Origin of the sequence: Mammaliicoccus sp. H-M34 (assembly GCF_022386495.1) — a bacterium.
Taxonomy (GTDB): domain Bacteria; phylum Bacillota; class Bacilli; order Staphylococcales; family Staphylococcaceae; genus Mammaliicoccus; species Mammaliicoccus fleurettii.
On sequence record NZ_JAJNIK010000002.1, the window covers coordinates 225,015 to 250,720 of the forward strand.

24 protein-coding genes are annotated in these 25,706 nt (G+C 31.5%); all 24 read left to right on the forward strand.

Going from position 1 to position 25,706, the window contains the following annotated elements; genetic code table 11:
- Nucleotides 1–180 precede the first annotated feature (180 nt).
- The 24 genes from LQ608_RS03325 (at nucleotide 181) to LQ608_RS03440 (ending at nucleotide 25,699) form a co-directional block, all read left to right on the forward strand.
- On the forward strand, nucleotides 181–501 hold the full coding sequence (locus LQ608_RS03325) for an ArsR/SmtB family transcription factor (protein ID WP_239719577.1): 321 nt from the start codon (nucleotides 181–183) through the stop codon (nucleotides 499–501).
- Nucleotides 498–1,787 (forward strand): arsenite efflux transporter membrane subunit ArsB, encoded by a 1,290-nt coding sequence (gene arsB, locus LQ608_RS03330; RefSeq protein WP_239749569.1) that lies wholly within the window; start codon nucleotides 498–500, stop codon nucleotides 1,785–1,787. Before LQ608_RS03325 ends, arsB begins: the two co-directional genes overlap by 4 nt.
- Nucleotides 1,788–1,807: 20 nt before the next feature.
- Complete coding sequence (gene arsC / locus LQ608_RS03335; protein ID WP_239749571.1) at nucleotides 1,808–2,215, forward strand: arsenate reductase (thioredoxin); 408 nt, start codon at nucleotides 1,808–1,810, stop codon at nucleotides 2,213–2,215.
- Between the two features lie 86 nt (nucleotides 2,216–2,301).
- Entirely contained in the window at nucleotides 2,302–2,868 is a 567-nt protein-coding gene (locus tag LQ608_RS03340; RefSeq protein ID WP_239749573.1) for a dihydrofolate reductase family protein, read from the forward strand.
- A gap of 77 nt (nucleotides 2,869–2,945) precedes the next feature.
- Entirely contained in the window at nucleotides 2,946–3,935 is a 990-nt protein-coding gene (locus LQ608_RS03345) for an alpha/beta hydrolase fold domain-containing protein (RefSeq protein ID WP_239749575.1), read from the forward strand.
- A gap of 138 nt (nucleotides 3,936–4,073) precedes the next feature.
- On the forward strand, nucleotides 4,074–4,418 hold the full coding sequence (rbfA, locus tag LQ608_RS03350; protein WP_078356164.1) for a 30S ribosome-binding factor RbfA: 345 nt from the start codon (nucleotides 4,074–4,076) through the stop codon (nucleotides 4,416–4,418).
- Between the two features lie 138 nt (nucleotides 4,419–4,556).
- Nucleotides 4,557–5,495 carry a tRNA pseudouridine(55) synthase TruB gene (truB, locus tag LQ608_RS03355; protein ID WP_239749577.1) on the forward strand — a complete coding sequence of 313 codons (939 nt, stop codon included), beginning with the start codon at nucleotides 4,557–4,559 and terminating at the stop codon, nucleotides 5,493–5,495.
- A gap of 12 nt (nucleotides 5,496–5,507) precedes the next feature.
- Entirely contained in the window at nucleotides 5,508–6,461 is a 954-nt protein-coding gene (ribF, locus tag LQ608_RS03360) for a riboflavin biosynthesis protein RibF (RefSeq protein ID WP_239749580.1), read from the forward strand.
- Between the two features lie 105 nt (nucleotides 6,462–6,566).
- Nucleotides 6,567–6,836 carry a 30S ribosomal protein S15 gene (rpsO, locus tag LQ608_RS03365; RefSeq protein WP_078356172.1) on the forward strand — a complete coding sequence of 90 codons (270 nt, stop codon included), beginning with the start codon at nucleotides 6,567–6,569 and terminating at the stop codon, nucleotides 6,834–6,836.
- Nucleotides 6,837–6,957: 121 nt separating this feature from the next.
- Nucleotides 6,958–9,072 (forward strand): polyribonucleotide nucleotidyltransferase, encoded by a 2,115-nt coding sequence (gene pnp, locus LQ608_RS03370; RefSeq protein WP_107510130.1) that lies wholly within the window; start codon nucleotides 6,958–6,960, stop codon nucleotides 9,070–9,072.
- Nucleotides 9,073–9,141: 69 nt separating this feature from the next.
- On the forward strand, nucleotides 9,142–10,359 hold the full coding sequence (locus LQ608_RS03375) for a M16 family metallopeptidase (protein WP_203153591.1): 1,218 nt from the start codon (nucleotides 9,142–9,144) through the stop codon (nucleotides 10,357–10,359).
- A 146-nt stretch (nucleotides 10,360–10,505) separates the two neighbouring features.
- Nucleotides 10,506–12,179 carry a ribonuclease J2 gene (gene rnjB, locus LQ608_RS03380; RefSeq protein ID WP_078356175.1) on the forward strand — a complete coding sequence of 558 codons (1,674 nt, stop codon included), beginning with the start codon at nucleotides 10,506–10,508 and terminating at the stop codon, nucleotides 12,177–12,179.
- 89 nt (nucleotides 12,180–12,268) lie between these two features.
- Nucleotides 12,269–14,557, forward strand: coding sequence for a DNA translocase FtsK (locus LQ608_RS03385; RefSeq protein WP_239749583.1), 2,289 nt, complete (start codon nucleotides 12,269–12,271; stop codon nucleotides 14,555–14,557).
- 9 nt (nucleotides 14,558–14,566) lie between these two features.
- The gene (locus tag LQ608_RS03390; RefSeq protein ID WP_078356177.1) at nucleotides 14,567–15,280 is read left to right on the forward strand and encodes a GntR family transcriptional regulator; all 714 of its coding nucleotides are present in this window, start codon (nucleotides 14,567–14,569) and stop codon (nucleotides 15,278–15,280) included.
- A gap of 77 nt (nucleotides 15,281–15,357) precedes the next feature.
- Nucleotides 15,358–16,632, forward strand: a complete 1,275-nt coding sequence (yfmF, locus tag LQ608_RS03395; RefSeq protein WP_239749584.1) for an EF-P 5-aminopentanol modification-associated protein YfmF — start codon at nucleotides 15,358–15,360, stop codon at nucleotides 16,630–16,632.
- Nucleotides 16,625–17,914 (forward strand): EF-P 5-aminopentanol modification-associated protein YfmH, encoded by a 1,290-nt coding sequence (gene yfmH / locus LQ608_RS03400; protein ID WP_239749585.1) that lies wholly within the window; start codon nucleotides 16,625–16,627, stop codon nucleotides 17,912–17,914. The genes yfmF and yfmH overlap by 8 nt, the downstream gene beginning before the upstream one ends.
- The gene (ymfI, locus tag LQ608_RS03405; protein WP_203153588.1) at nucleotides 17,907–18,611 is read left to right on the forward strand and encodes an elongation factor P 5-aminopentanone reductase; all 705 of its coding nucleotides are present in this window, start codon (nucleotides 17,907–17,909) and stop codon (nucleotides 18,609–18,611) included. Before yfmH ends, ymfI begins: the two co-directional genes overlap by 8 nt.
- 16 nt (nucleotides 18,612–18,627) lie before the next feature.
- Nucleotides 18,628–19,443, forward strand: a complete 816-nt coding sequence (locus LQ608_RS03410) for a YmfK family protein (protein ID WP_078356181.1) — start codon at nucleotides 18,628–18,630, stop codon at nucleotides 19,441–19,443.
- 21 nt (nucleotides 19,444–19,464) lie between these two features.
- Nucleotides 19,465–19,860, forward strand: coding sequence for a helix-turn-helix domain-containing protein (locus tag LQ608_RS03415; RefSeq protein WP_107509944.1), 396 nt, complete (start codon nucleotides 19,465–19,467; stop codon nucleotides 19,858–19,860).
- Between the two features lie 64 nt (nucleotides 19,861–19,924).
- Nucleotides 19,925–20,506, forward strand: a complete 582-nt coding sequence (gene pgsA / locus LQ608_RS03420) for a CDP-diacylglycerol--glycerol-3-phosphate 3-phosphatidyltransferase (RefSeq protein ID WP_078356183.1) — start codon at nucleotides 19,925–19,927, stop codon at nucleotides 20,504–20,506.
- 57 nt (nucleotides 20,507–20,563) lie between these two features.
- The gene (locus LQ608_RS03425; protein ID WP_239749588.1) at nucleotides 20,564–21,712 is read left to right on the forward strand and encodes a CinA family nicotinamide mononucleotide deamidase-related protein; all 1,149 of its coding nucleotides are present in this window, start codon (nucleotides 20,564–20,566) and stop codon (nucleotides 21,710–21,712) included.
- A gap of 211 nt (nucleotides 21,713–21,923) precedes the next feature.
- Nucleotides 21,924–22,964, forward strand: a complete 1,041-nt coding sequence (recA, locus tag LQ608_RS03430) for a recombinase RecA (RefSeq protein WP_237687696.1) — start codon at nucleotides 21,924–21,926, stop codon at nucleotides 22,962–22,964.
- 216 nt (nucleotides 22,965–23,180) lie between these two features.
- The gene (gene rny, locus LQ608_RS03435) at nucleotides 23,181–24,740 is read left to right on the forward strand and encodes a ribonuclease Y (protein ID WP_078356186.1); all 1,560 of its coding nucleotides are present in this window, start codon (nucleotides 23,181–23,183) and stop codon (nucleotides 24,738–24,740) included.
- Between the two features lie 167 nt (nucleotides 24,741–24,907).
- Nucleotides 24,908–25,699 carry an HAD family hydrolase gene (locus tag LQ608_RS03440; protein ID WP_239749590.1) on the forward strand — a complete coding sequence of 264 codons (792 nt, stop codon included), beginning with the start codon at nucleotides 24,908–24,910 and terminating at the stop codon, nucleotides 25,697–25,699.
- The last annotated feature ends 7 nt before the right edge of the window (nucleotides 25,700–25,706 follow it).

Sequence of the window (25,706 nt, forward strand, 5' to 3'; positions counted from 1 at the left end):
ACTGGAATTGAGCTGAATCGCACGATATCCTTGAAGTCTTCGTGCGTTTTGACTGGAAATCAGCTGAATCGCACGATATCTTTGAAGTCTTCGTGCGATTTTACTTGATTTTAATCTAAAATCTATATAGACAATCATCTATATAGATGCTAATCTATTAAGAGGAATGAGGGAGAATTTATGGATTACAAAGCACTATCAACATTATTAAAGACAATATCTGATTCAAATCGTTTAGAAATTATAGATTTACTATCATGTGGTGAACTTTGTGCTTGCGACTTATTAGAACATTTTCAGTTTTCTCAACCAACTTTAAGCCATCATATGAAGTCTCTTGTTAATAGTAATTTGATCTTTACTAGAAAAGAAGGTAATAAAAGAATGTATCGTTTAAATACAGAATTATTTAATGAGTTAAACAATCAACTTCAAAGCATTTATCACAATAGTGAATCTTGTATTTGTAACTCAATGGAGCCAGGAGTGTGCAAAGCATGACTATATTAGCGATATTGATTTTTGTAATAACTCTAATATTTGTTATATGGCAACCTAAAGGCTTGGATATTGGTATTACAGCACTAATAGGAGCTATCATCTCCATTATAACGGGAGTGGTTAGTTTTTCTGATGTAATAGAAGTGACTGGCATTGTATGGAATGCAACATTAACATTTGTGGCAGTTATTCTAATATCTCTTATTCTAGATGAAATTGGCTTCTTTGAATGGTCAGCTATACATATGGTAAAAGCATCTAATGGTAATGGATTGAAAATGTTTATATATATTATGTTATTAGGTTCTGTTGTTGCAGCATTTTTCGCTAACGATGGGGCTGCACTTATATTAACACCGATTGTATTAGCAATGGTCCGTAATTTAGGGTTTAATAAAAAGATTATATTCCCGTTTATCATTGCGAGTGGATTTATAGCAGATACGACTTCACTACCATTAATCGTAAGTAATTTAGTTAATATCGTTTCAGCCGATTATTTTAATATTGGCTTTGTAGAATACTTCACGCGTATGATTATTCCTAACATATTTTCTTTAGCTGCAAGTATTCTTGTATTATGGTTGTTTTTCAAATCATCAATTCCAAGAACTTTTGATGCAAGTCATATTAAAAATCCTAGAACTGCAATTAAAGATGAAAGACTCTTTTATATATCTTGGGTAGTGTTAGCGATATTATTAATAGGATATTTAATTAGCGAATTTGTTCATATACCTGTATCGATTATTGCTGGTATAATAGCAATAATATTTATATTACTTGCACGAAAATCAAAAGCTGTAAATACAAAAGCAGTAATTAAAGGTGCGCCATGGAATATTGTAATATTCTCAATAGGAATGTACCTCGTAGTGTTTGGACTTAAAAACGTAGGTATTACAACAATCCTAGGAGATATCCTTACATCAATTTCTCAACATGGCCTGTTTGCAAGTATTATGGGGATGGGATTTATCGCAGCATTTCTATCGTCTATTATGAATAACATGCCCACCGTTCTAATTGATGCATTAGCAATAAACCAATCAAATGTAATTGGGACATTAAAAGAAGGCATGATATATGCAAATGTTATAGGTTCAGATTTAGGACCTAAAATAACACCTATAGGTTCATTAGCTACTTTGCTATGGTTACACGTACTTTCTCAAAAAGGCGTAAAAATACCATGGGGAACATATTTTAAAACAGGTATAATCATTACAATCCCAGTACTATTTATTACATTATTAGGCTTATATATAACGTTGATAATATTTTAAAGAAAAAGAGGCATTTATATATGAATAAAAAAATAATTTACTTTATATGCACTGGTAATTCATGTAGAAGTCAAATTGCTGAAGGATGGGGTAAGCAATTACTAGGTGACGAATGGAGTGTATATTCAGCTGGTATAGAAACACATGGCGTAAATCCAAAAGCAATAGATGCAATGAAAGAAGTTAACATTGATATTACTGACCAAACTTCTGATTTAATTCATACAAATATACTTAACCAAGCTGATTTAGTTGTGACTTTATGCAGTCATGCAGATCAAAACTGCCCAACAATTCCAGCACATGTACAAAAAGAACATTGGGGTTTTGACGATCCAGCAGGAAAAGAATGGTCTGAATTTCAACGAGTTAGAGATGAAATAGGATTGAAAATCAAAATATTTAAAGAAGAAACGACAAATAAATAAACATAAAACCTTCATATAAGTGGATATATATGAAGGTTTTATTTTATCCTGTATGATGAGAGAAAGACCATTTGGGAGGTTAGACTATGATAGAAAAAGACAATAGTAGAAAAATTATTCTAGATTTAGCTGTTACGCTTGATGGATTTATAGAAGGTGAAAATGGTGAAATTGATTGGTGTATTATGGATCCTGAAATGAATTTCGATGATTTTCTAGATCAAATAGATACTATTTTCTATGGTAGAAAAAGTTATGAAATGTGGGGAGATTTTCAACCAAGTTTAACGGATTCTGAAGATGATAAAGCGATGTGGAGTAAGGTACATTCTAAAGAAAAATATGTCTTTTCCAAAAAGTTTAATTTTGATGATTATCATGTAAATATTATTAAAGATGATATTGTTAAAAGGGTAAATGAAATAAAAAAAGAACCTGGAAAAGATATTTGGTTGTACGGCGGATCAAGCTTAATTACATCATTTGTAAACTACGGCTTAGTTGATGAATTTAGATTATCAGTACATCCCATCGTTCTCGGAAAAGGAAAACCGCTATTTATAGATATTGAAGATAGACAAGAACTAAAACTCATCAATACTAGAACATTTCAATCAGGTGTAATACAGTTGATTTATAGAAATGATGAATAACAAAATGTAATTTCTTATGTGTACTTCTACCAAAAAACGGGAATATATTTGTATTAAGAAATATGGGGTAGATAGATATGAAAACATTATTTAAAGGTGTAGCTACTGTCGGAGGTACTTTAGCACTTAGCCAAGTTGTAATCAAGAAACTTTCTAAAAGAAGTATGAGAAGTCAAATTGCTGAATGGATTATTGCTTCAAAAACGCAACGTCCTAGTTATGACGATTATGATTCTAAATGTGATTTTGTTAATGCGTTGTATAAAGTTAATAAGGAAGAATATCAACTTCCTAAAATGTATAAGCCAAAGACTGATATGGATGATTATTTTATTGATGAAATGAAAGTAATTAATTATAATGTGAAAGCAAAATCAAATATTGGTATATTATACCTACATGGTGGTGCATATATTCATCAACCGTCTATTTTTCATCATTATTTTATAGAAGAATTAGCGACGAAAGTAGATGCTACTGTTGAGTTGCCAATATATCCTAAAGCTCCAAATGAAATGTTTTTAAGGTCTTATGAACTTATTATTGATTTGTATCGTAGAATGATTGAAACTTACGATTACATAGTGATAATTGGTGATTCTGCTGGAGGTGGATTAGCGACAGGTTTAGTTCAGTTATTGAAAGAACAAGAGATTAAACAACCGCTTCATGTCTTTTTAATTTCTCCATGGATTGATATTAATATGGATAATGAAAATATTACTGAATTCCTTCAAGAAAGTGATCCAATGTTAACAGTTGAATCATTAAAATTTGTCGGTGAATTATGGAGTGGTCATACTGATAAAAAGCATCATTTATTATCACCAACTTATGGAGACTTGCATGACTTACCACCAATTACATTATTCGTAGGTTCTAGAGAAATTTTATTACCGGATATTCAATTGTTTAATGACAAGTTACAAGCATTTAATAATAACGTGGCATATCATGAGTATATAAATCAAAATCATGTATTTACATTAGAGCCTATACCAGAAGCTAAAGAAGCAAGAAGTATTATTTATAATACGATCAATGCTTATAAAGATAAGAAAGATTAATGATGTTTAAATAATGTCACATTTATCATAATATTTAAACTACCTAAACTTCGATATGATTGTCTTTTTAAGCCAACAAGCATGTGTTATAATTTAATAATGTATAAATAGAGATTTGAATATTAAGAGGTGAAAGAAATGAGTATTCGTTCTGAACGCGTTGGCGAACAAATGAAAAAAGAATTAATGGATATTATAAACAATAAACTTAAAGATCCAAGAGTTGGATTTTTAACGATTACAGATGTAGAACTTCCTGGTGATTTATCTCATGCTACTGTTTATTTAACAGTATTAGGAACAGATAAAGAAAAAGAAGATACATTTAAAGGTTTAGAAAAAGGTAAAGGTTTCATTAAATCTGAGATTGGAAGTCGTATGAAATTACGTATTCTACCTGAATTACATTTTAAATATGATGAATCAATCGATTATGGTAATAAGATTGAACGTATGATTCAAGATTTAAATCGTAATGACTAAAGTTTGAATAATTGATTGAATTTAAGCACCTGGTACTTTCACGGAAAAGTGAATTTATCAGGTGTCTTTATTAGGTTTTTTACAGTTTATCAGTTATTTCTTCTTTTTAATTGCATTTTCATGTAAACTTATATTGAAATGAAGCATGTTTTGGAGGTCGTAAAGTTGGATGGCATATTAGCAATTCATAAAGAAGTAGGCATGACAAGCCATGATGTTGTGTTTAAACTTCGTAAAATATTAAAGACAAAAAAAGTTGGTCATACGGGAACATTGGATCCGGAAGTGAGTGGTGTATTACCTATCTGTATTGGTAAAGCAACACGTGTAAGTGACTATGTTATGGAAAGTGGCAAAAAATATAAAGCAGAAGTTACGATTGGTTTTAGTACGACTACTGAAGATCAAACAGGTGAATTAGTAGAACAGAAAATTGTAAATGAGCATACATGGAGTACCGAAGATATAAGATTTACATTGAATAAATTAGTTGGTGAGATTGAACAAATACCACCTATGTACTCTGCTGTAAAAGTAAACGGCAAAAAATTATATGAATACGCACGACAAAATATTGAAGTTGAAAGACCTGTTCGTAAAGTCGTTATTAATAGCATAGAATTAACTTCAGAAATTTCATATGTTGACCAAATCTGCAAATTTGAAATCGAAGTAGAATGTGGTAAAGGGACTTATATTAGAACTTTAGCAACCCAAGTGGGTGAGTTATTAGGCTTTCCAGCACATATGTCTCATTTGATCAGATTAAAAAGTGGTGGATTTTCACTCGATCAAGCTGTTAAATTGGATGATTTAAGAGAAATAGTTGAGCAAGATAAGTTACAAAATGTGCTTCTTCCATTAGAATATGGATTGAATGGTTTAGAAAAAATAACGATAAATGATGAAGACATCGTTAAAAGAATTCAAAACGGACAAAAAATAGAAAAACATTTAATAGACGAACATAAACATGATGGTATATTCGTTGTTTGGTATGAAGAAAAAGCCATAGCAATAATGGATACATACGAAAAAAACAGTGCATTATATAAGCCGAAAAAAGTTTTTCTTTAAAGGAGTATTTTGATGGAAGTTATAGAAATTACACACCCAATAAAATCAACACAATTTGTAAATGAAAATATTGCTTTAGCAATTGGATTTTTTGATGGCATACATTTAGGGCATCAAAAAGTACTTCAAAAAATGATTAAAGTAGCTAAAGATCAACATTTAAAGAAAGCAGTTATGACATTTGATCCACACCCTTCAGTAGTATTGAATCCTGAGAAGAAGCGAACAACATATTTAACACCTATTGCTGACAAAATAGAATCAATAGAAAAATTAGGCGTCGATTATTGTTTCGTAGTAAACTTTTCTTCAACTTTTGCAAATGTATCTGCAGATGATTTTATAGATCAGTATTTCATACAAAATCATGTGAAAGCTGTTATTGCAGGATATGATTTTAGTTTTGGTAAATATGGAAAAGGTAATATGTCTTCTTTACAAGAGAATGATTATCCTTTTAGCGTACATGTAGTATCTAAACAAACTTTGCAAGACGATGATAAAATTTCTACAACGGATATAAGAGCTTCACTTGAACTTGGTGAAATTGAAGCGTGTAATTTGGCTCTTGGTAGACCTTATGTTATTAAAGGAATGGTTGTACAAGGTGAAAAAAGAGGTAGAACAATTGGATTTCCAACGGCTAATGTAGAACCGGTTGATGATTATGTTTTACCTAGAAAAGGTGTATACGCAGTTACTATACTTATTAAATCTAGAGATAAAACGTATAAAGGTGTATGTAACGTTGGTGTTAAACCGACATTCCATGACCCTTCTGTTTCTCAAATAAGCATTGAAGTAAATATATTTGATTTTGATGAAAGTATTTACGGAGAGCGTGTTGAAGTTTATTGGCATCACTTTATTCGACCAGAACAAAAGTTTGATGGAATAGATGCACTCGTAAGTCAAATCACAAAAGATAAAGAAGAAGCGAAATCGTTATTATTGCTTGAAAGATAATATGCTTTTATGTATAATAGTTTAAGTGCCTATTCCTTGGCTAATCGACACTCCGACGATTCGCTCAGGTTTACGGTGAATACAATTATAGGAGGGAAATTGACAATGGCAATTTCACAAGAAAGAAAAAACGAACTAATTAAAGAATACCGCGTACACGAAACAGATACGGGTTCTCCAGAAGTACAAATCGCAGTTTTAACTGAAGAAATTACTACTTTAAACGAACATTTACGTACACATAAGAAAGACCATCATTCACGTCGTGGATTATTAAAAATGGTTGGTCGTCGTAAACATTTATTAACATATTTACGTGACAATGATGTTCAACGTTACCGTGATTTAATCAAATCATTAGGATTACGTCGTTAATCACAATATCAATCGAAGGAAATCGATCAGATTTCTTTCGATTTTTTTTATAAATAAATATAAAAAATAAGTATATAATGGTATGATATAAGAGATTAATTGTATGAGAGGAGATTCATAAATGTCTCAAGAGAAAAAAGTCTTTAAGACAGAATGGGCAGGCAGTCCATTAATAATTGAAACAGGCCAATTAGCAAAACAAGCTAATGGTGCAGTATTAGTAAGATATGGGGATACAGTTGTATTATCAACAGCAACTGCATCTAAAGAACCTAGAAATGTAGACTTTTTCCCATTAATGGTAAATTACGAAGAAAAAATGTACGCAGCAGGTAAAATTCCTGGTGGATTTAATAAACGTGAAGGTAGACCTGGTGAAGATGCTACTTTAACAAGTCGATTAATTGATAGACCAATTAGACCTCTATTTCCTAAAGGCTATAAACATGATGTTCAAGTAATATCAATTGTAATGAGTGTAGATTCAAATTGTTCTCCAGAAATGGCAGCAATGATTGGTTCTTCAATGGCATTATCTGTTTCTGACATCCCATTTGAAAGACCTATTGCAGGTGTAAATGTAGGTTTAGTAGATGGTGAGTATGTTATAAATCCAAATGTAGAGCAAAAAGAAGTTTCTTTATTGGATTTACAAGTAGCAGGACATAAAGATGCAGTAAACATGGTTGAAGCAGGTGCTAAAGAAGTAACTGAAGAAATGATGTTAAATGGAATTTTGTTCGGACATAAAGAAATACAAAGACTTGTTGAATTCCAAGAAGCAATTATTGAAGAAATTCAACCTGTAAAAGCAGAATTTATTCCAGTAGAAATTGAAGCTTCATTTGAAGAATCAGTTCGTACAAAAGCTGAAGCTTTAGACATAAACGCTGCAATAAGAACTGAAGAAAAACAACAACGTGATATTAATATATCTGCTGTTAAAGATGAAGTGCTTCAACATTTCGATAATGAAGAAGATCCTGATAACGAACAAGTTCTAAAGTCTGTAAGTAAAATTTTAGATACACTTGTTAAGGATGAAGTTCGTCGCTTAATTACAGAAGATAAAATTAGACCTGATGGACGTAATCCTGAAGAAATTAGACCATTAGCATCAGAAGTTGGTCTATTACCAAGAGCGCATGGTTCTGGATTGTTTACACGTGGACAAACACAAGCATTTTCAGTTGCTACTTTAGGTGCGCTTGGAGAACATCAAATTATTGATGGACTTGGTACTGAAGAACAAAAACGTTACATGCATCACTATAATTTCCCTAACTTCTCAGTTGGTGAAACTGGCCCAGTAAGAGGACCAGGTCGACGTGAAATTGGACACGGTGCATTAGGAGAACGTGCTTTATTACAAGTAATTCCAGATGAAAAAGAATTCCCTTATACAATAAGAGTTGTATCTGAAGTACTTGAATCTAATGGTTCATCTTCACAAGCTTCAATTTGTGGATCAACATTAGCATTAATGGATGCTGGTGTACCAATTAAAGCGCCAGTTGCAGGTATCGCAATGGGGTTAATTACTAAAGATGATAATTATACAATTTTATCAGATATTCAAGGTATGGAAGATGCATTAGGTGATATGGACTTTAAAGTTGCAGGTACTGAAAAAGGTATTACTGCAATTCAAATGGATATCAAGATTGATGGTTTAAGTGAGCAAATTTTAAAAGAAGCACTTGAACAAGCTAGAATTGGTAGACTATATATCTTAAACCACATGTTAGAAACTTTAAGAGAGCCTAGAGAAGAATTAAGTCAATATGCTCCTAAAATAGAAATCATGCATATTAAATCAGCCAAAATAAGAGATGTTATTGGACCTGGAGGTAAAAAAATCAATGAAATCATTGATGAAACAGGTGTTAAATTAGACATTGAACAAGATGGTACAGTATTTATCGGTTCTAAAGATAAAGAAATGATTGATCGTGCACGTAAAATCATTGAAGATATCGTAAGAGAAGCGGAAGTCGGCGCTATTTATATGGGTACAGTTAAACGTATCGAGAAATTTGGTGCATTTGTTGAAATATTCCCAGGTAAAGATGCACTAGTTCATATCTCTCAATTTTCAAACGAAAGAGTTAACAAAGTTGAAGATGTAGCAAAAATTGGTGATCAATTCTTAGTGAAAGTTACTGAAATTGACCGTCAAGGACGTGTAAATGCTTCACGTAAAGTGTTATTGGATGAAGAAAAAGAACAAAAATAGTAATATAATTAAATAAATGCTTTAAATAGGGACATTCACGTGTCCCTATTTTTATTATGAGGTGATAGAATGACAGAATTAAAAACATTAAAAAATGGTACAACATTAATATTTGAAGATGTTCCTAATAGTGAAACAATTAGTATTGGTGTATATGTAAAGACTGGTACAGCTAATGAAGGAGATTATCCTGAAGGTATTGCCCATTTTATGGAACATATGCTTTTTAAAGGAAGTAAACAGTATTCAAGACAGCAATTATCAACTGAATTTGATAAAATTGGTGGATATAATAATGCATACACAACTAAGCTTTATACTTGTTACTTCTGTAAAACTTTAAAAAGATTTGAAAAAAAAGCAACAGATTTATTATTGGACATGGTTAAGAATCCTTTATTTATAGAAGAAGAAATTACGCGTGAGAAAAAAGTAATCCTTGAAGAAATTAAAATGATTGAAGATACACCTGAAGAATGGTTATTGGATAAATTAGAAAATGAAATCTATAAAGATCAACCATTAGGTAGAATGATTTTAGGTACACCACAAAGTGTTAATGAAATTGATAGAAAAACTTTAGTCGATTTTCATGAAAAATTTTATCAAAGTAATCGATTAATCGTTTCTGTTGCTGGCGCGTACAGCGAATCTTTAAAAGAAGAAATAATCGAACGATTAACAGATGAGCAGAGTATTGCTATTGATGAAGATCAACAAAAAATGCAGTTTATTGAAAAGAAAGAAACTTACTATAAAAATGAACTTGAACAAACGCACTTTATGAGAAGCTACGTCGCACCAAGCTATAATGATGAGCACTATTATTCTACTAATATATTAAATACAATATTAGGTGAAACGATGAGTTCTAAATTATTCCAAGTGCTTAGAGAAGAACACGGTCTTTGCTATAATGTTTATTCGGATTTCCAAAGCTTTCCGAACGATGGCTTGTTGACAATCTATGTTGCAACAGATAAAGAGAACGTAGATGCTTCAAGCAAGTTGATTACAGAAGTTCTTGAAAACTTACTCAAAGATGGCATCACGCAAGAAGAACTAGACGATGCAAAAAGTCATATTATAACAAGTTTCTTAATGGCTTCTGAATCTAATCAAAATAAAATGACAAGAAATGCGCGTTCAATCATGTTTCATAACGAACTTATTTCAAACGATAAATTTGAAAAAGAAATCAATCAAATTCAGTTAAAAGATATTAAAACAGCTACAAAAATATTACTTGAAGCGTCTTATTCTGAATTTATACTTACAGAGAAATAATATATATCGTAATAAGAAGTAAAAATATTCTCTTCCTTTATTTTAATTATGTATAAGTCTGTTGTATGTGCTTGTGTAAACGATTATATAAATGGTATGATTAAATAAATATATTATGGACGGGACTACATTTAGGAGGAACAATTTTGAGTTTAATTAAAAAGAAAAATGATAAAATTCGTATCATACCACTTGGTGGTGTTGGAGAAATCGCAAAAAATATGTATATCGTTGAAGTGGATGAAGAAATGTTCATGTTAGACGCTGGTTTAATGTTTCCAGAAGATGAAATGTTAGGTGTAGACGTTGTTATACCAGATATACAATATGTAATTGAAAATAAAGAAAAGCTTAAAGGTATCTTCTTATCACATGGACATGAAGATTCAATTGGTGCAGTAAGTTATATACTTGAGAAACTAGATGCACCTGTTTATGGTTCTAGATTAACGATTGCGTTAGTAAAAGACCATATGAAAGCTAGAAAAATAAATAAAAAAGTACGTTACTATACAGTAAATAAAGATTCAGTAATGAGATTTAAAAATGTTAATGTAACGTTCTTTAATACAACACATTCAATCCCAGATAGTTTAGGTGTATGTATACATACATCTTACGGATCTATCGTATATACTGGTGAATTTAAATTCGACCAAAGTTTACAAGGGGCATATGCACCAGATATTGCTAAAATGACTGAAATTGGTCAAAATGGTGTATTTGCACTAATTAGTGATTCAACAGAAGCAGAAAAGCCTGGATATAATGTTCCGGAAAATGTTATTGAAAGTCATATAGTAGATGAATTTGCTAAAGCAAATGGTCGAATCATTGTATCTTGTTATGCATCTAACTTTATCCGTATACAACAAGTATTAAACGCAGCAAGCAAATTAAATCGTAAAGTTTCATTCTTAGGACGTTCATTAGAAAGTTCATTTAACGTAGCACGTAAACTAGGTTATTTTAATATACCAGAAAACTTATTAGTTCCTGTTCACGATATTAGTAAGTATCCTAAGAACGAAATGATTATCATTGCAACTGGTATGCAAGGTGAACCAATTGAAGCACTAGGTCAAATGGCTCAACAAAGACATCCAATTATGAATATTTTAGAAGGGGATAATGTTTACATTTCTACTACTGCCTCTGCAAATATGGAAGTTATTATTGGACAAACTTTAAATGAGCTTGTTAAAGCTGGTGCACATATCATGCCTAATAATAAAAAGACGCATGCTTCAAGTCATGGTTGTATGGAAGAACTTAAAATGATGCTTAATTTAATGAAACCGGAATACTTTATTCCTGTACAAGGTGAATTTAAAATGCAAATTGCACATGCGAAATTGGCTGCTGAAACTGGTGTGAATCCTGAGAAGATTTTCTTACTTGAAAAAGGTGACGTTGTTAACTTTGATGGTGAAAAAATGCTTGCCAATGAAAAAGTAACAGCAGGGAATGTATTAATAGACGGAATTGGTGTCGGAGATGTAGGTAATATTGTCTTAAGAGATAGACACTTATTAGCTGAAGATGGCATATTTATAGCTGTAGTAACATTAGATCCTAAGAACAGAAAAATTGTTGGAGGACCTGAAATTCAATCACGTGGATTTGTATATGTAAGAGAAAGTGAAGAATTATTAAATGATGCTTCAGAAAAAGTACGTGAAATTGTTGAAGAAGGATTACTCCAAAAGAAAATTGAATGGTCTGAAATGAAACAAAATATGCGTGATAAACTCGGCAAATATTTATATGAACAAACGAAGCGTCGCCCGATGATTATTCCTATTATTTCTGAAATCTAATGGATTGTTTTATGGAAGATTTATTAACAGTCAAATAAGCCCAATCATGGGCTTATTTTTTGCATTATTGATAAGGAGGCTATTTCAAGATGGTACAAAAGAAGAAGCCAGCAACTAGTAAAAGAAAAACAACACGTGGTAAGAAAAAGCAAAAGGATAATACTTTAAAATATGTCATTCAAATGATTGTGCTGTTTTTATTAGTGCTAGGAGTTTTTCAATTAGGATTTATAGGATTAATGATAGATAGCTTCTTTCATTTTTTATTCGGTTACTCTAAGTACTTCACATATATTCTCATTGCGGTTATATCACTGCTAATTACAATAAACGGTAAATTGAAATTTACAAGAAGACTAAATGGTCTACTTATATTTCAAGTTGCACTAATTTTTGTTATGCAATTGATTTTATATTTTAAAGATAAGTCTTTTGATACTTTTAAAATGACAATAAGTGAAACGTACTCAAGTTTAGAAAGAAATTCATTTTACTTTAATGGTGGTGGATACATAGGTTATTATGCTTTTAACGTTTTGAGTAAACTAATATCTGTTTTTGGTTATAGCTTATTAACAATACTTATATTAATATCTAGTGTTATTTTAATTTCTAAGAAAAGACATCGTGACATAACGAAATCAACTTTTGATATTGCTCAAAGCAAAACTAAATCAAAAATGACTAATTTAGAAAAAAAACGTGAAGAGAAAGCAAGAGCTAAACAATTAGAAAAAGAAAAGCGTCAAAAAAATCAACCAAAAGATGTATCGAACTTAAAAGAACTAGAACCTACTAATGAAGTTTCAACAGTTGAACCAGAACCAGTGAATGAAGATATTCCAATTTATGAATCACAAGAAAAACTAGAAGCTAAAAGAAAGCAACAGCCGAAGCGATCACCACAAAATACTGAACCTGTCGAAAGTGAAATCAATGAATCAACTATAGATGAAACGGAGAATTTAAATTATAAATTACCATCATTAGATATTTTAAATGATCCACCTCAATCTCAATCGGTTTCAAAAAAGACTGTTCAAGAAAAAGGCAAGTTACTAGAAGCAACATTAAGAAACTTTAATGTAGATGCTAAAGTAACACAAATTAGAATTGGTCCAGCTGTTACTCAATATGAAGTTCAGCCAGCTCAAGGTGTGAAAGTTAACAAAATAGTCAATTTAAGTAATGACATCGCGCTTAATTTAGCAGCTAAAGACATAAGAATTGAAGCACCTATTCCAGGTAAATCTGCTGTTGGAATTGAAGTGCCAAACGAACATATTTCAATGGTTACATTAAAAGAAGTGTTAAGCGAAGCGAAACCTACGACAAATAAACTTGAAGTAGCACTTGGTAGAGATATTTCTGGTGAGCCAATTACAGCAGAGTTAAATAAATTACCTCATTTACTTGTAGCTGGTGCAACTGGTAGTGGTAAATCAGTTTGTATTAATGGTATTATTACGAGTATTTTAATGAATGCTAAACCACATGAAGTGAAACTAATGCTGATTGACCCTAAAATGGTAGAATTAAATGTTTATAATGGTGTGCCGCATTTATTAACGCCGGTAGTCACAAACCCTCAAAAGGCAAATCAAGCATTACAAAAAGTTGTATCAGAGATGGAAAAAAGATATGACTTATTCCAACATGTAGGTGCGAGAAATATAGAAGGATATAATCAATTTATTGAACGTACGAATCAAGAAATGGAAGAAAAGCAAGCACAATTACCATATATCGTAGTTATTGTTGATGAGCTTGCAGATTTAATGATGGTTGCAGGGAAAGATGTGGAATCATCAATTATGCGAATAGCTCAGTTAGCTAGAGCAGCAGGTATACATTTAATAATTGCGACGCAAAGACCTTCTGTAGATGTTATTACAGGTAGTATTAAAGCAAATATACCTTCGAGAATTGCCTTTGCAGTAAGTTCTGCAACAGATTCTAGAACGATACTAGATGGTGGTGGTGCTGAAAAACTACTTGGTAGAGGAGATATGCTATTCTTATCAAGAGATTCATCAAAACCAACAAGAATACAAGGTGCATTCTTATCAGATGGTGAAGTAGAGACAGTCGTCCAGCATGTAGTTGGAGAACAAACTGCTAATTATGTGAAAGAAATGGAACCTGATGAACCTACTGAAGCGAGTGAAATGGAAAGTGAAGATGCACTTTATAAAGAAGCATATTTATTTGTTGTTGAAGAACAAAAAGCAAGTGCTAGTTTGTTACAACGAAGATTTAGAATAGGTTATAATAGAGCATCTAGATTAATGGACGATTTAGAAAACAATGGTGTTATTGGACCACAATCAGGTAGTAAACCTAGACAAGTATTGGTTGATATTTATCAAGAGGAATAGGGGGATATTATGTCTACAGATGCAACTACAAATTTTGTTAAGAACTGGATATTAGATCAAATTCAATCAGGAGAAATTAAACCTGGTGAAACGATACCTAATGAGTTCGAAATCAAAAGATTGTTGAAAGTAAATTATGAAGAAATTGAAAAAGCTATACATGAACTTGTCACTGAACAAATCCTATCGCAAAAATCTGGGGATGTCACAGTTGTTAAACCGACACAACCTTACTATTATCCTTTAGATGAATTGTTAAGTATTACTAAAATGATAGAAAAGAATGGAGAAGTGGCGGGTACAGAATTTATCAGTTTAGATGAAGAAGTTGCTACTTCAAAAGATATAGAAGTTCTTAATTTAGAAAAAGATGCCATGATATCTGTAATTGAAAGATTGCGAACTGCTGATGGAGAACCAGTTGTATATTGTTTAGATAAAATTGCTACTGATTTATTTGCATGTAGTGACTACCGTTCGAATTCTTCAATACTATCAGCAATAGAAAGTAAAGTAGAGTTTAAAATTACGCATGCAAATACATCTATAGAATCTATAAGCTATGAACCTTATATAAGTGAAATACTTAACTCTGAACCAGACGATGCTATGATGTTATTAACACAGATACATTATAATGAACATGGTACACCGGTTCTTTATTCTTTAAATTATTTCAAAAGTAGTCTTGTAAAGTTTCGAATTACAAGAAATAGGATATAATAAATATATTGAGGAAAACAAAGTAACAATTGTTGCTTTGTTTCTGTATATATATACATATAAGAGAGGTGTATTTGATGATTACTACAGAACATATACAATTAGCATCAAACGATGTTTATGTAATACCAACAGAAAAGTTTAAAACAACTACGATAGTTTTTAAATTTGTAGCGCCTTTAAATAGTGCTACGATTACATCTAGGTCAATTTTAAGTAAATTAATAACAAGAATAACTAAAAAGTATCAAACAGATAGAGAGATGAATAATCTACTCGCTGATTTATACGGTGCACATTTATTTAGTTATGTAAATAAACAAGCAAATAATCATATTATGACGATTGGTATTGAAATAGTGAATGAAAAATACTTAAAAAGTGAGTTATCCTTATTTGAAAATGCCGTTCAATTATTACACGAAGTAATATTTAATCCATTAATTGAAAATGGAAAGTTCAATGAAAAATATACAAAGCAAGAAAAATCACTTTTACATAAAAAATTAACTGCAATAGAAGATAACAAGTCGCAACGAGCGTTTATTCAGTTCATGAATCATATGTTTGAGGATGAACCATATAAATATTTAGCATCTGGTCGTCTTGAAGACATTGATAATGTGACTCCAGAATCATTAGTTGATACATATCATGATTTACTTCATGAAAACGCAATTTCTACATATATTATTGGAAACGTTGAATTAGACGAAGTTAAAGCACTTTGTAATGATTATTTTAGTTTTGATCACAATAGTCATTTAGAAATTGAAACTTCATCATTAAAAGTCATTGAAGAAGTAAAAGAAATAGTGGATTATACTAAAATTGATCAAGCTAAGTTAAATATGGGCTATAGATTCCCAATTGCATTCCATTCTAAAGAATATTATTCATTTTTAGTATTGAATATGTTATTAGGTGGAGATGCATCCTCGATATTATTTAGCGAAGTTCGAGAAAAACAAAGTTTGGCATATTCTATTCATTCTCAAATTGATGCTAGAAATGGCTTTTTATATATTGTTGGTGGAATTTCCAAAGATAAAGTTCAATTAGCTAAAGACACGATATTGGACATTTATAAAGATTTAGAGGAAGGGAACTTCGACGAGCAAAAGTTAGAATTAGCTAAAAAAGTTCTTATATCTCATGCACGAGAGACGTTTGATAAGCAACGACAAATGATTGATTTATTACATACACATGCACGTTATCAATCAGTATATAATCATGATGATTGGATTAAAGAAATAGAATCAATTACGATAGATGACATTAAAAATATTGCTCAACTTGGACAATTGGATACAATATATATACTGACTGAAGGTGAAAATAATGAGTAATCAATATTACGAACAGATTGATGAAACAGTTTATGAAGAAACTTTAGACAATGGATTAAAAGTGGTTGTTATTCCTAAGGCAGGTTTTTCTAAAACTTTTGTAACATATACGACTAATTTTGGTTCACTTGACCATACATTTAAACCACACGGGAAAGAAGCATTTGTCTCAGTTCCTGATGGTGTGGCACATTTTCTAGAACATAAACTTTTTGAAAAAGAAGAAGGCGATGTGTTTACTAGCTTTGCCGAAAATGATGCACAAGTTAATGCCTTTACGACTTTCGACAGAACGAGTTATTTATTTAGCGCGACTGGTAATATAAATAACAATATTATGAGACTATTAAAAATGATAGAGAGTCCTTATTTTACAGAGAAGACTGTTGAGAAAGAAAAAGGTATTATAGCTGAAGAAATTAAAATGTATCAAGAACAGCCGAATTATAAATTAATGTTTCAAACTTTAGGAGCACTTTATCATAATCATCCAGTTCAAGTAGATATTGCTGGTTCAGTAGACAGCATTTATAAAATAACTGCTGAAGACTTATATTTATCTTATGAAACGTTTTACCATCCTGCGAATATGGTGTTAATTATTGTTGGAGATGTAAGTCCAGAAGACACAATAGAGTTAGTGCGTAAACATGAGGCTGCAAGAAATATGAAAGAAATGCCGCCTATTACAAGAAAACCTATAGAAGAACCTACATCGGTGCATACGCCTTACATCGAAACAAAAATGGATATAATACAAGAGAAGTCTATGTTAGCTTTTAAATTCGAGCCTAATACAATTTCAGACAAAAATAGAGTTAAAAATGATATGGAAATGATGATTGCTTTAGACTTGATGTTTGGAGAACAGACAGATTTTTATCAAGGACTTCTTGAAGAAGGTATTATTGATGATACGTTTGGTTATCAATTTGCTAATGAAATGACATATAGTTACTTAATTCTAGCTGTAACAACAGATAACCATAAAGTATTTAAAGATGCTTTATTTAGAGAATTAAATAATTATATTAATACAGGTTTTAATAAAGATGAATTAGAAAGAGTCCGAAAACAAACATTAGGGGAAATTATTTCAAGTTTGAATTCTCCAGAATATATTGCAAATCAATATACGAAGTTTTATTTTGAAGGTGTTGAGCTATTTGAACTGATTGATATATTAGAATCAGTAACTGTTGATAGTGTTCAGCAAACATTGAAATCATTAATTGATTTTGACAATATAGTTGAAAGTCGTTTGGTGAAACAAAATGGCTAGAACGCTTATAATAGGTGGAAGCGGCGATATTGGACTTTCAATAGTAGACGAATGTTTATCACTTGGTAATGAAGTCATACTACATTATAATAGTTCGGATTTAAATCTACTTAAACAAAGATACGAAGGACAAGCAGTTAGTTTTCTACAGTTTGATCTTGCAATAAGGAATGACATAAGTGAATTAGAATCAGTAGGACATATAGATCAGTTGATATACGTAGCTGGACAATCGTCATTTGGATCTATTCAAGACTTTACTGATCAAGAAATTGATGTACAATACCATATAAATGTCTTTTCTTTAATTAAGGTAGTACAATTATTTGTAGATAGACTGAGAAAAAGTGAAAATGGAAGAGTTATTGTTGTATCTTCAATTTGGGGAGAAACAGGTGCAAGTTACGAAACGATTTACTCAACTATGAAAGCTGCACAATTAGGTTTTGTAAAGTCATTAGCTAAAGAGTTAGCTTTAACATCAATTACAGTTAATGCTATAACTCCAGGCGTTGTTCATGGTAAAATGACAGATGAACTTGATGCAATTACTCAAACACAGTTAAAAGAAGAAATACCACAAGGTCGTTTTGTTACGACTGGAGAGATTAGTGCGACTGTAGCTTATTTACTAAACCCGCTATCTCAAAGTGTAACTGGCCAAGTACTTCGAATTAACGGAGGATGGTATATTTAATATTGGGGTGGATATTATGGAAGAAGTAATTAAAAAAGAATGGTACTTAGAATATGATATTCAAGTAAATAGAGCAGGATTATTAGGGGATATATCTAGTCTATTAGGTATTTTAGGTATTAATATTATTACGATTAATGGTGTAGACCAAGGTAGAAGAGGTTTGCTCATTAAAACAGATGATATGAATAAAGTTAAACGCTTCGAAAATATCGTGAAAGAAATTGATGATATTACCATAAAGAAATTACGTACACCTGGTTTAAGAGATAGATTGGCAGTAAGACATGGTAGGTATATTAAACGAGATGTTGATGATAAAAAGACATTTAGATTTGAAAGAAAAGATTTAGGTTTGTTAGTTGATTTTATGGCTGAACTTTTTAAAGAAAATCGACATAAATTGATTGGTGTACGTGGTATGCCGAGAGTTGGTAAGACAGAGTCAGTAGTAGCAGCAAGTGTCTGTGCACATAAGAAATGGTTGTTTATTAGTTCAACTCTGATTAAACAAACTGTGAGAAGCTCTCTCTTAAAAGGTGAATATGGAGACGAGAACGTTTATATAATTGATGGTGCTGTAACATCTAAACAGACAGATGAAAAGCATAAACAGTTGGTTAGAGAAGTCATGAGTTTACCAACTATTAAAGTCGTTGAACATCCTGATTTATTTGTGCAGCGCTCTGAATATAGTCTTGAAGATTTTGATTATATTATTGAATTGAGAGAAACTGAAGATCAAGAAATTACATACGAACAATTGAATAAAAATGATTTATTTACAAATGACAATATGGCATTTGGAGATGGATTTGGTTTCTTTGAATAATTTTGCTGAGGTGAATATATTTTGAAATATATTGGGGAAACATTAAGGAATAAAAGAGAACAGTTAGGTATGACATTAGTTGAACTTGAAAAAAAGACTAAGATACAGAGACCATTTTTAGTGATGATTGAAAAAAATGAATTCGAAAAATTACCAAATCCTGATTACGCTAGAGGATTCATCACTAAGTATGCATCTGCAATTAATGTAAGTCCTGCAGAATTAATTGATAAACATCAAAGTGAATTGCCTAAAACAACGCCATCTGCAAAAGAAGCATTTCGTTTATTAACACAAGAGAAAAGAAGCCAAACAGAAATATCTGAGAATAAAATGGTCGCTAAGTTAATTACTCAAATGGTTACTTTCTTTGGCGTATGTCTTATTGCTTGGGTATTATTAATAATTATCATTTAATTATATAAGCGATTGATTTATAATAGTATTATTATGTGTTTGTATGAAAAGAAGGAGAAAGAATATGAATATTCCTAATCAGTTAACGGTATTACGTGTTATTTTAATACCTATTTTTGTATTATTTTTACTTGTTGATTTTAATATGGGACAAATGAGCTTTTTGTTCGGTCAAGAAATGCGAGTAGAACAATTTATAGCAGGTATTATCTTTATTTTAGCTTCTGTTACAGATTGGTTTGACGGCTATTTAGCTAGAAAATGGGAACTTGTAACAAACATGGGGAAATTTTTAGACCCATTAGCTGATAAATTATTAGTAGCTAGTGCATTAATTGCATTAGTAGAACTAGATAAAGTATCTTCTGTTATCGCAATCATTATTATAGCGAGAGAATTTGCAGTAACGGGGTTACGATTATTGCAAATAGAACAAGGATTTGTAAGTGCAGCAGGTCAATTAGGTAAAATTAAAACGGCGGTTACGATGGTAGCTATTGTATTTATTTTACTACAAGAACCTTTCTCTACTTTATGGCAAATTAATTTAGGGCAATGGCTAATGTATGTGGCTACATTCTTTACTATTTTATCTGGAATAGAGTATTTTTATAATGGTAGAGATGTATTTAAAGGATCAAAATAATAATGACAATCAACCTACAACATTGAGTTTGTAGGTTTTTCTTTAGGAGGAACATATATGAAAGTGAGCATATTAAGTGTTGGTACTGAAATATTATTAGGACAAATTGCGAATACCAATGCTCAATTTATCTCAAAAGTATTAAATGAACTTGGTGCAAGTGTTGTGAGACATGTTGCAGTTGGTGACAATCCGGAAAGATTAGAAAGAACTTTTAAAGAAGAATTATTTAACCATGATGTTGTTATTCTCACTGGAGGATTAGGACCAACTAAGGATGATTTGACGAAACAAACAGTAGCACAAGTGTTAGAGAGAGGTCTTGAAACAAATCAACAAGCCATGGATCATATAGAGCGATATTTTAAAAATGAAAATCGCACTATGACGCCTAATAATAAACAGCAAGCGCTTGTTATTGAAGGTAGTGATGTATTAAATAATGATGTCGGTATGGCTCCAGGCATGTATTTGGAGTTAGATAACAAAAAAATTGTGTTGTTACCAGGTCCACCAAAAGAACTTCAGCCTATGGTCAATCAATATCTTATACCATATTTCTTAAATGAAGAGCATGTGATTTTCTCCGAGTCATTAAAGTTTACTGGAATAGGTGAATCAAGTCTAGAAACAGAATTGATGGATATAATAGATAATCAAACAAATCCTACAATAGCTCCTTTAGCAGGTCAACATGAAGTTTCATTAAGAATAACTGCAAATACAGAAACGAAACAAAAAGCGCTCGAATTAATCAAGCCTGTAAAAGAAGAAATTCTAAGTAGAATTGGTAAGTACTATTATGGCAGTGATGATTTATCAATTGAAGAAGCGGTATTTAATGAATTAGATCAACCTTTTGTAATTTATGACGGCATAACTGATGGAGTACTATATTCAAGGTTAAAGCTTAGTGAGAAAAGTGAAGAGTACTTAAAAGCTTATACAGTTAAAAATGATTGGTCAGACAGTGTACTTAATATTGCACAAAATGATACGAGTGAAGAAATCACTAAAAAGTTAAAAGAAGTATTTAAAGTAGAAAGCACCATCTTATTATTGCAAGATGATAAAGAGTCTACAGTTTATATTTCGCATAAGCAAAAAAACAAAAAATTTATTTCTTCTTTAAGCCAATCATATGCTGGAAGACGTGATAGAATAAGCAATATAGCACTTATTGAATATTTAAACTTATTACGATGAGATTCGTAATTTAATAATATCGGTACCTATGTTCGCATATTTTCAAAAAACGAACACAAAAACACGAACAAATATTCGCTTTATGCTTGCAATTTAGAACGAAACCAGATATAGTAATAATAGCTAATTAAACAAGTAAATTCATTTTATATATATAGGAGGTTATCGCGTGAACGACCGTCAGAAAGCACTCGATACAGTAATTAAGAATATGGAAAAATCCTTTGGTAAAGGGGCAGTAATGAAGCTAGGGGATAATACAAGTAGAGAAGTATCTGCAGTTTCTAGTGGATCTATCACACTTGATAAAGCACTAGGTGTTGGTGGATATCCTAAAGGACGTATCATAGAGATATATGGACCAGAAAGTTCTGGTAAAACGACAGTAGCTTTACATGCTATTGCCGAAGCACAACGACAAGGTGGCGTAGCTGCTTTCATTGATGCTGAACACGCATTAGATCCTGTTTATGCTAAGAACTTAGGCGTAGATATTGATAACCTATACTTATCTCAACCTGACCATGGTGAGCAAGGATTAGAAATAGCTGAAGCTTTTGTACGAAGTGGTGCTGTGGATATCGTAATTATTGACTCAGTTGCTGCTTTAACACCTAAAGCAGAAATTGAAGGCGAAATGGGAGATACTCATGTTGGTTTACAAGCAAGATTGATGAGTCAAGCTTTGCGTAAATTATCAGGAGCAATTTCTAAATCTAATACAACTGCAGTATTTATAAACCAAATTCGTGAAAAAGTTGGCGTTATGTTTGGTAATCCAGAAGTAACACCTGGTGGACGTGCACTTAAATTCTATAGTTCTGTCCGTTTAGAAGTACGCCGTGCTGAACAATTGAAACAAGGACAAGAAGTTGTAGGTAACCGTACTAAAATTAAAGTTGTTAAAAATAAAGTTGCACCACCATTTAGAGTAGCAGAAGTAGATATCATGTATGGTGAAGGTATTTCTCGTGAAGGTGAGTTAATAGACTTAGCTGTTGAATATGATTTTGTTGATAAATCTGGTGCTTGGTATTCATACAATGGAGAACGTATGGGTCAAGGTAAAGAAAATGTTAAATCTTATTTAAAAGAAAATCCAGCAATTATTGAAGAAATTGATGGTCTTTTAAGAGATGAATTAGGCTTCAATGGTAAAAAGAAAGAAGAAGCTAAAAAAGAAGACAAAGCTAAAAAGGAAGATAAAGCTGAAAAGACAGGAAGTCCAGGACAAGAAACTTTATTAGACTAAACTGTGTTTATCTATAAATTTAAACATTCTATAAATCACTTTTTTAAAAGTAGATTTGTAGAATGTTTTTTTATAAAAGAGTATTAAAAATAAAGTCCATGTCCTTGACACTTGTACAAATTTAAACGTACAATTGAGTTGTATGATTCCAATGTTCCATTTAATCATATTTTTGTATATATAAGACATAGAACCTAGATAGAAGGAGGTGTTTATGTGGACTTATTAACCCTCTTACTCATTTTGCTAGGAGTTATTCTAGGTGTTGTTGTAGGATACTTTTTCGCACATAATAGCTTAACGAAAAAGCAAGATCAAGCCCGTCAGTCTGCTCACTATATAATAAGTGAGGCTAATAAAGAAGCTGAGAGCCTAAAGAAAGAAAAGTTGATTGAAGCAAAAGAAGAAAATCAACAAATTAGAGATCATCTTGATAGTGAAATACGAGAGAGAAGAAGTGACCTACAAAAGCAAGAAGCAAGATTACTTCAAAAAGAAGAAAACTTAGAGCGCAAATCTGATCTTTTAGACAAAAAAGATGAAATTCTAGAAAACAAAGAAGCTAAAATTGAAGAGCGACAACAACAGGTAGATGCAAAAGAGAGTAATGTTCAAGAAATAATAACGAAACATGAACAAGAACTAGAACGCATCTCCGGACTAACACGTGAAGAAGCTCGTAAAGAGCAATTTTCACAAGTTGAAGAAGAACTGTCACATGATATTGCTGTACTTGTAAAAGACAAAGAACGCGAACTAAAAACAAATGTAGATAAGAAAGCTAAAGAACTGTTAGCAACAACAGTGCAAAGATTAGCTGCAGATCATACTTCTGAGTCAACTGTATCAGTTGTTAATCTACCTAACGATGAAATGAAAGGTCGTATTATCGGTCGTGAAGGTCGAAATATACGTACTTTAGAAACATTGACAGGTGTAGATTTAATAATAGACGATACACCAGAAGCAGTAATTTTATCTGGATTTGACCCAATTCGTAGAGAAATCGCTAAGACAGCTTTAACTAATTTAGTATCTGATGGACGTATCCATCCAGGTAGAATTGAAGATATGGTTGAAAAAGCGAGAAGAGAAGTTGATGAACTGATGAGAGAATCAGGTGAACAAGCTACCTTTGAATTAGGTATTCATAACTTACATCCAGAATTGGTTAAAATTTTAGGACGAATGAAATATCGTACAAGTTATGGCCAAAGTGTACTGAAACACTCTGTAGAAGTTGCACAACTTTCAGGAATGTTAGCAGCTGAATTGGGTGAAGACGTCACTTTAGCAAAACGAGCAGGTTTATTACATGATATTGGGAAAGCTATTGATCACGAAGTTGAAGGTAGCCATGTTGAAATAGGGGTAGAACTTGCAAAGAAATATCATGAACATGATACAGTCATAAATGCAATACACTCACATCATGGGGATGTAGATCCAACATCAGTCATTTCTATATTGGTAGCAGCAGCAGATGCATTAAGTGCTGCAAGACCAGGAGCTAGACGTGAAACTTTAGAAAATTATGTAAAACGTTTAGAAAGATTAGAAGAAATATCAGAAGGTTATCAAGGTGTAGAAAAAGCCTTTGCAATACAAGCAGGTAGAGAGATTAGAGTAATTGTTTCTCCTGAAGATATTGACGACTTGAAGGCACATAGGATAGCAAGAGATATTAAAGATCAAATAGAAGGTGAATTACAATATCCAGGGCATATTAAAGTGACAGTTGTCCGCGAGATGAGAGCAACCGAATACGCTAAATAGTTGCCCTTAGAAATAAAACCCTTTAACCACATCGGTTAGAGGGTTTTTTGCTATCTATAAATGGGTGGCACTTTATAATATTGGGATATTAATAAAAACAAAATCATTTGTACAATTTTTATTATACCGGTACAATATAATTAAACCGTATAAAAAGGGGTATTAAATTGGATATTAAATTAGTTGTAACAGATATGGATGGGACTTTTTTAGATAGTAATAGTGATTTTAATAGAGAAGCATTTAAAGCATTAAAGAAAAACCTGGATTCTAAAGATATTAGATTTGTATTTTGTACTGGGAAACAATGCGAAAGAGTCGAAAATATTGTGGGAGATTTGAGTAACGATACTTTTATCATTGGAGATAGTGCTACGCGTATAAAGTATAATGGAGAATTTCTATATACAGCTACTATCAATAATAATTTAGGCTTAAATATTATTGAATCGTTAAAAGAAATAGATGAAGAACAGACTATTATAGCTTGTACAGAAGAAGTTGCTTATGTTTTAGAATCTACTTCTGAAGAAGAACGTAAATTTGTGCATGGATCATATCAAAATGTGAAATACATAAAAGATTTTGTAGAAATAAAAAGTGATTTCTTAAAGATTACTGTTCATGATATTAAAGGGAAATGTAAGAATACAGCCGAACAAATAGGTTACTTTAAAAATGAGGTTTATATAGTTGCTTCTGAACATTATTGGATTGATATTACAACATTAGGTGTTAATAAAGGAACGACTATAAATAGAATACAAAGTATTTTAAATATAGACCCATCTGAAACGATTGCTTTTGGAGATGGTTTAAACGATATCGACTTATTTAAATCAGCTAAGTATAAAGTAGCAATGGATAACGCATATCCAGAACTAAAAGAAGCAGCAAATCTAATTTCAGTAAATAATAATAAAAGTGGGGTTATTAAAACTTTGGAATTATTAGTTTAAATAACTT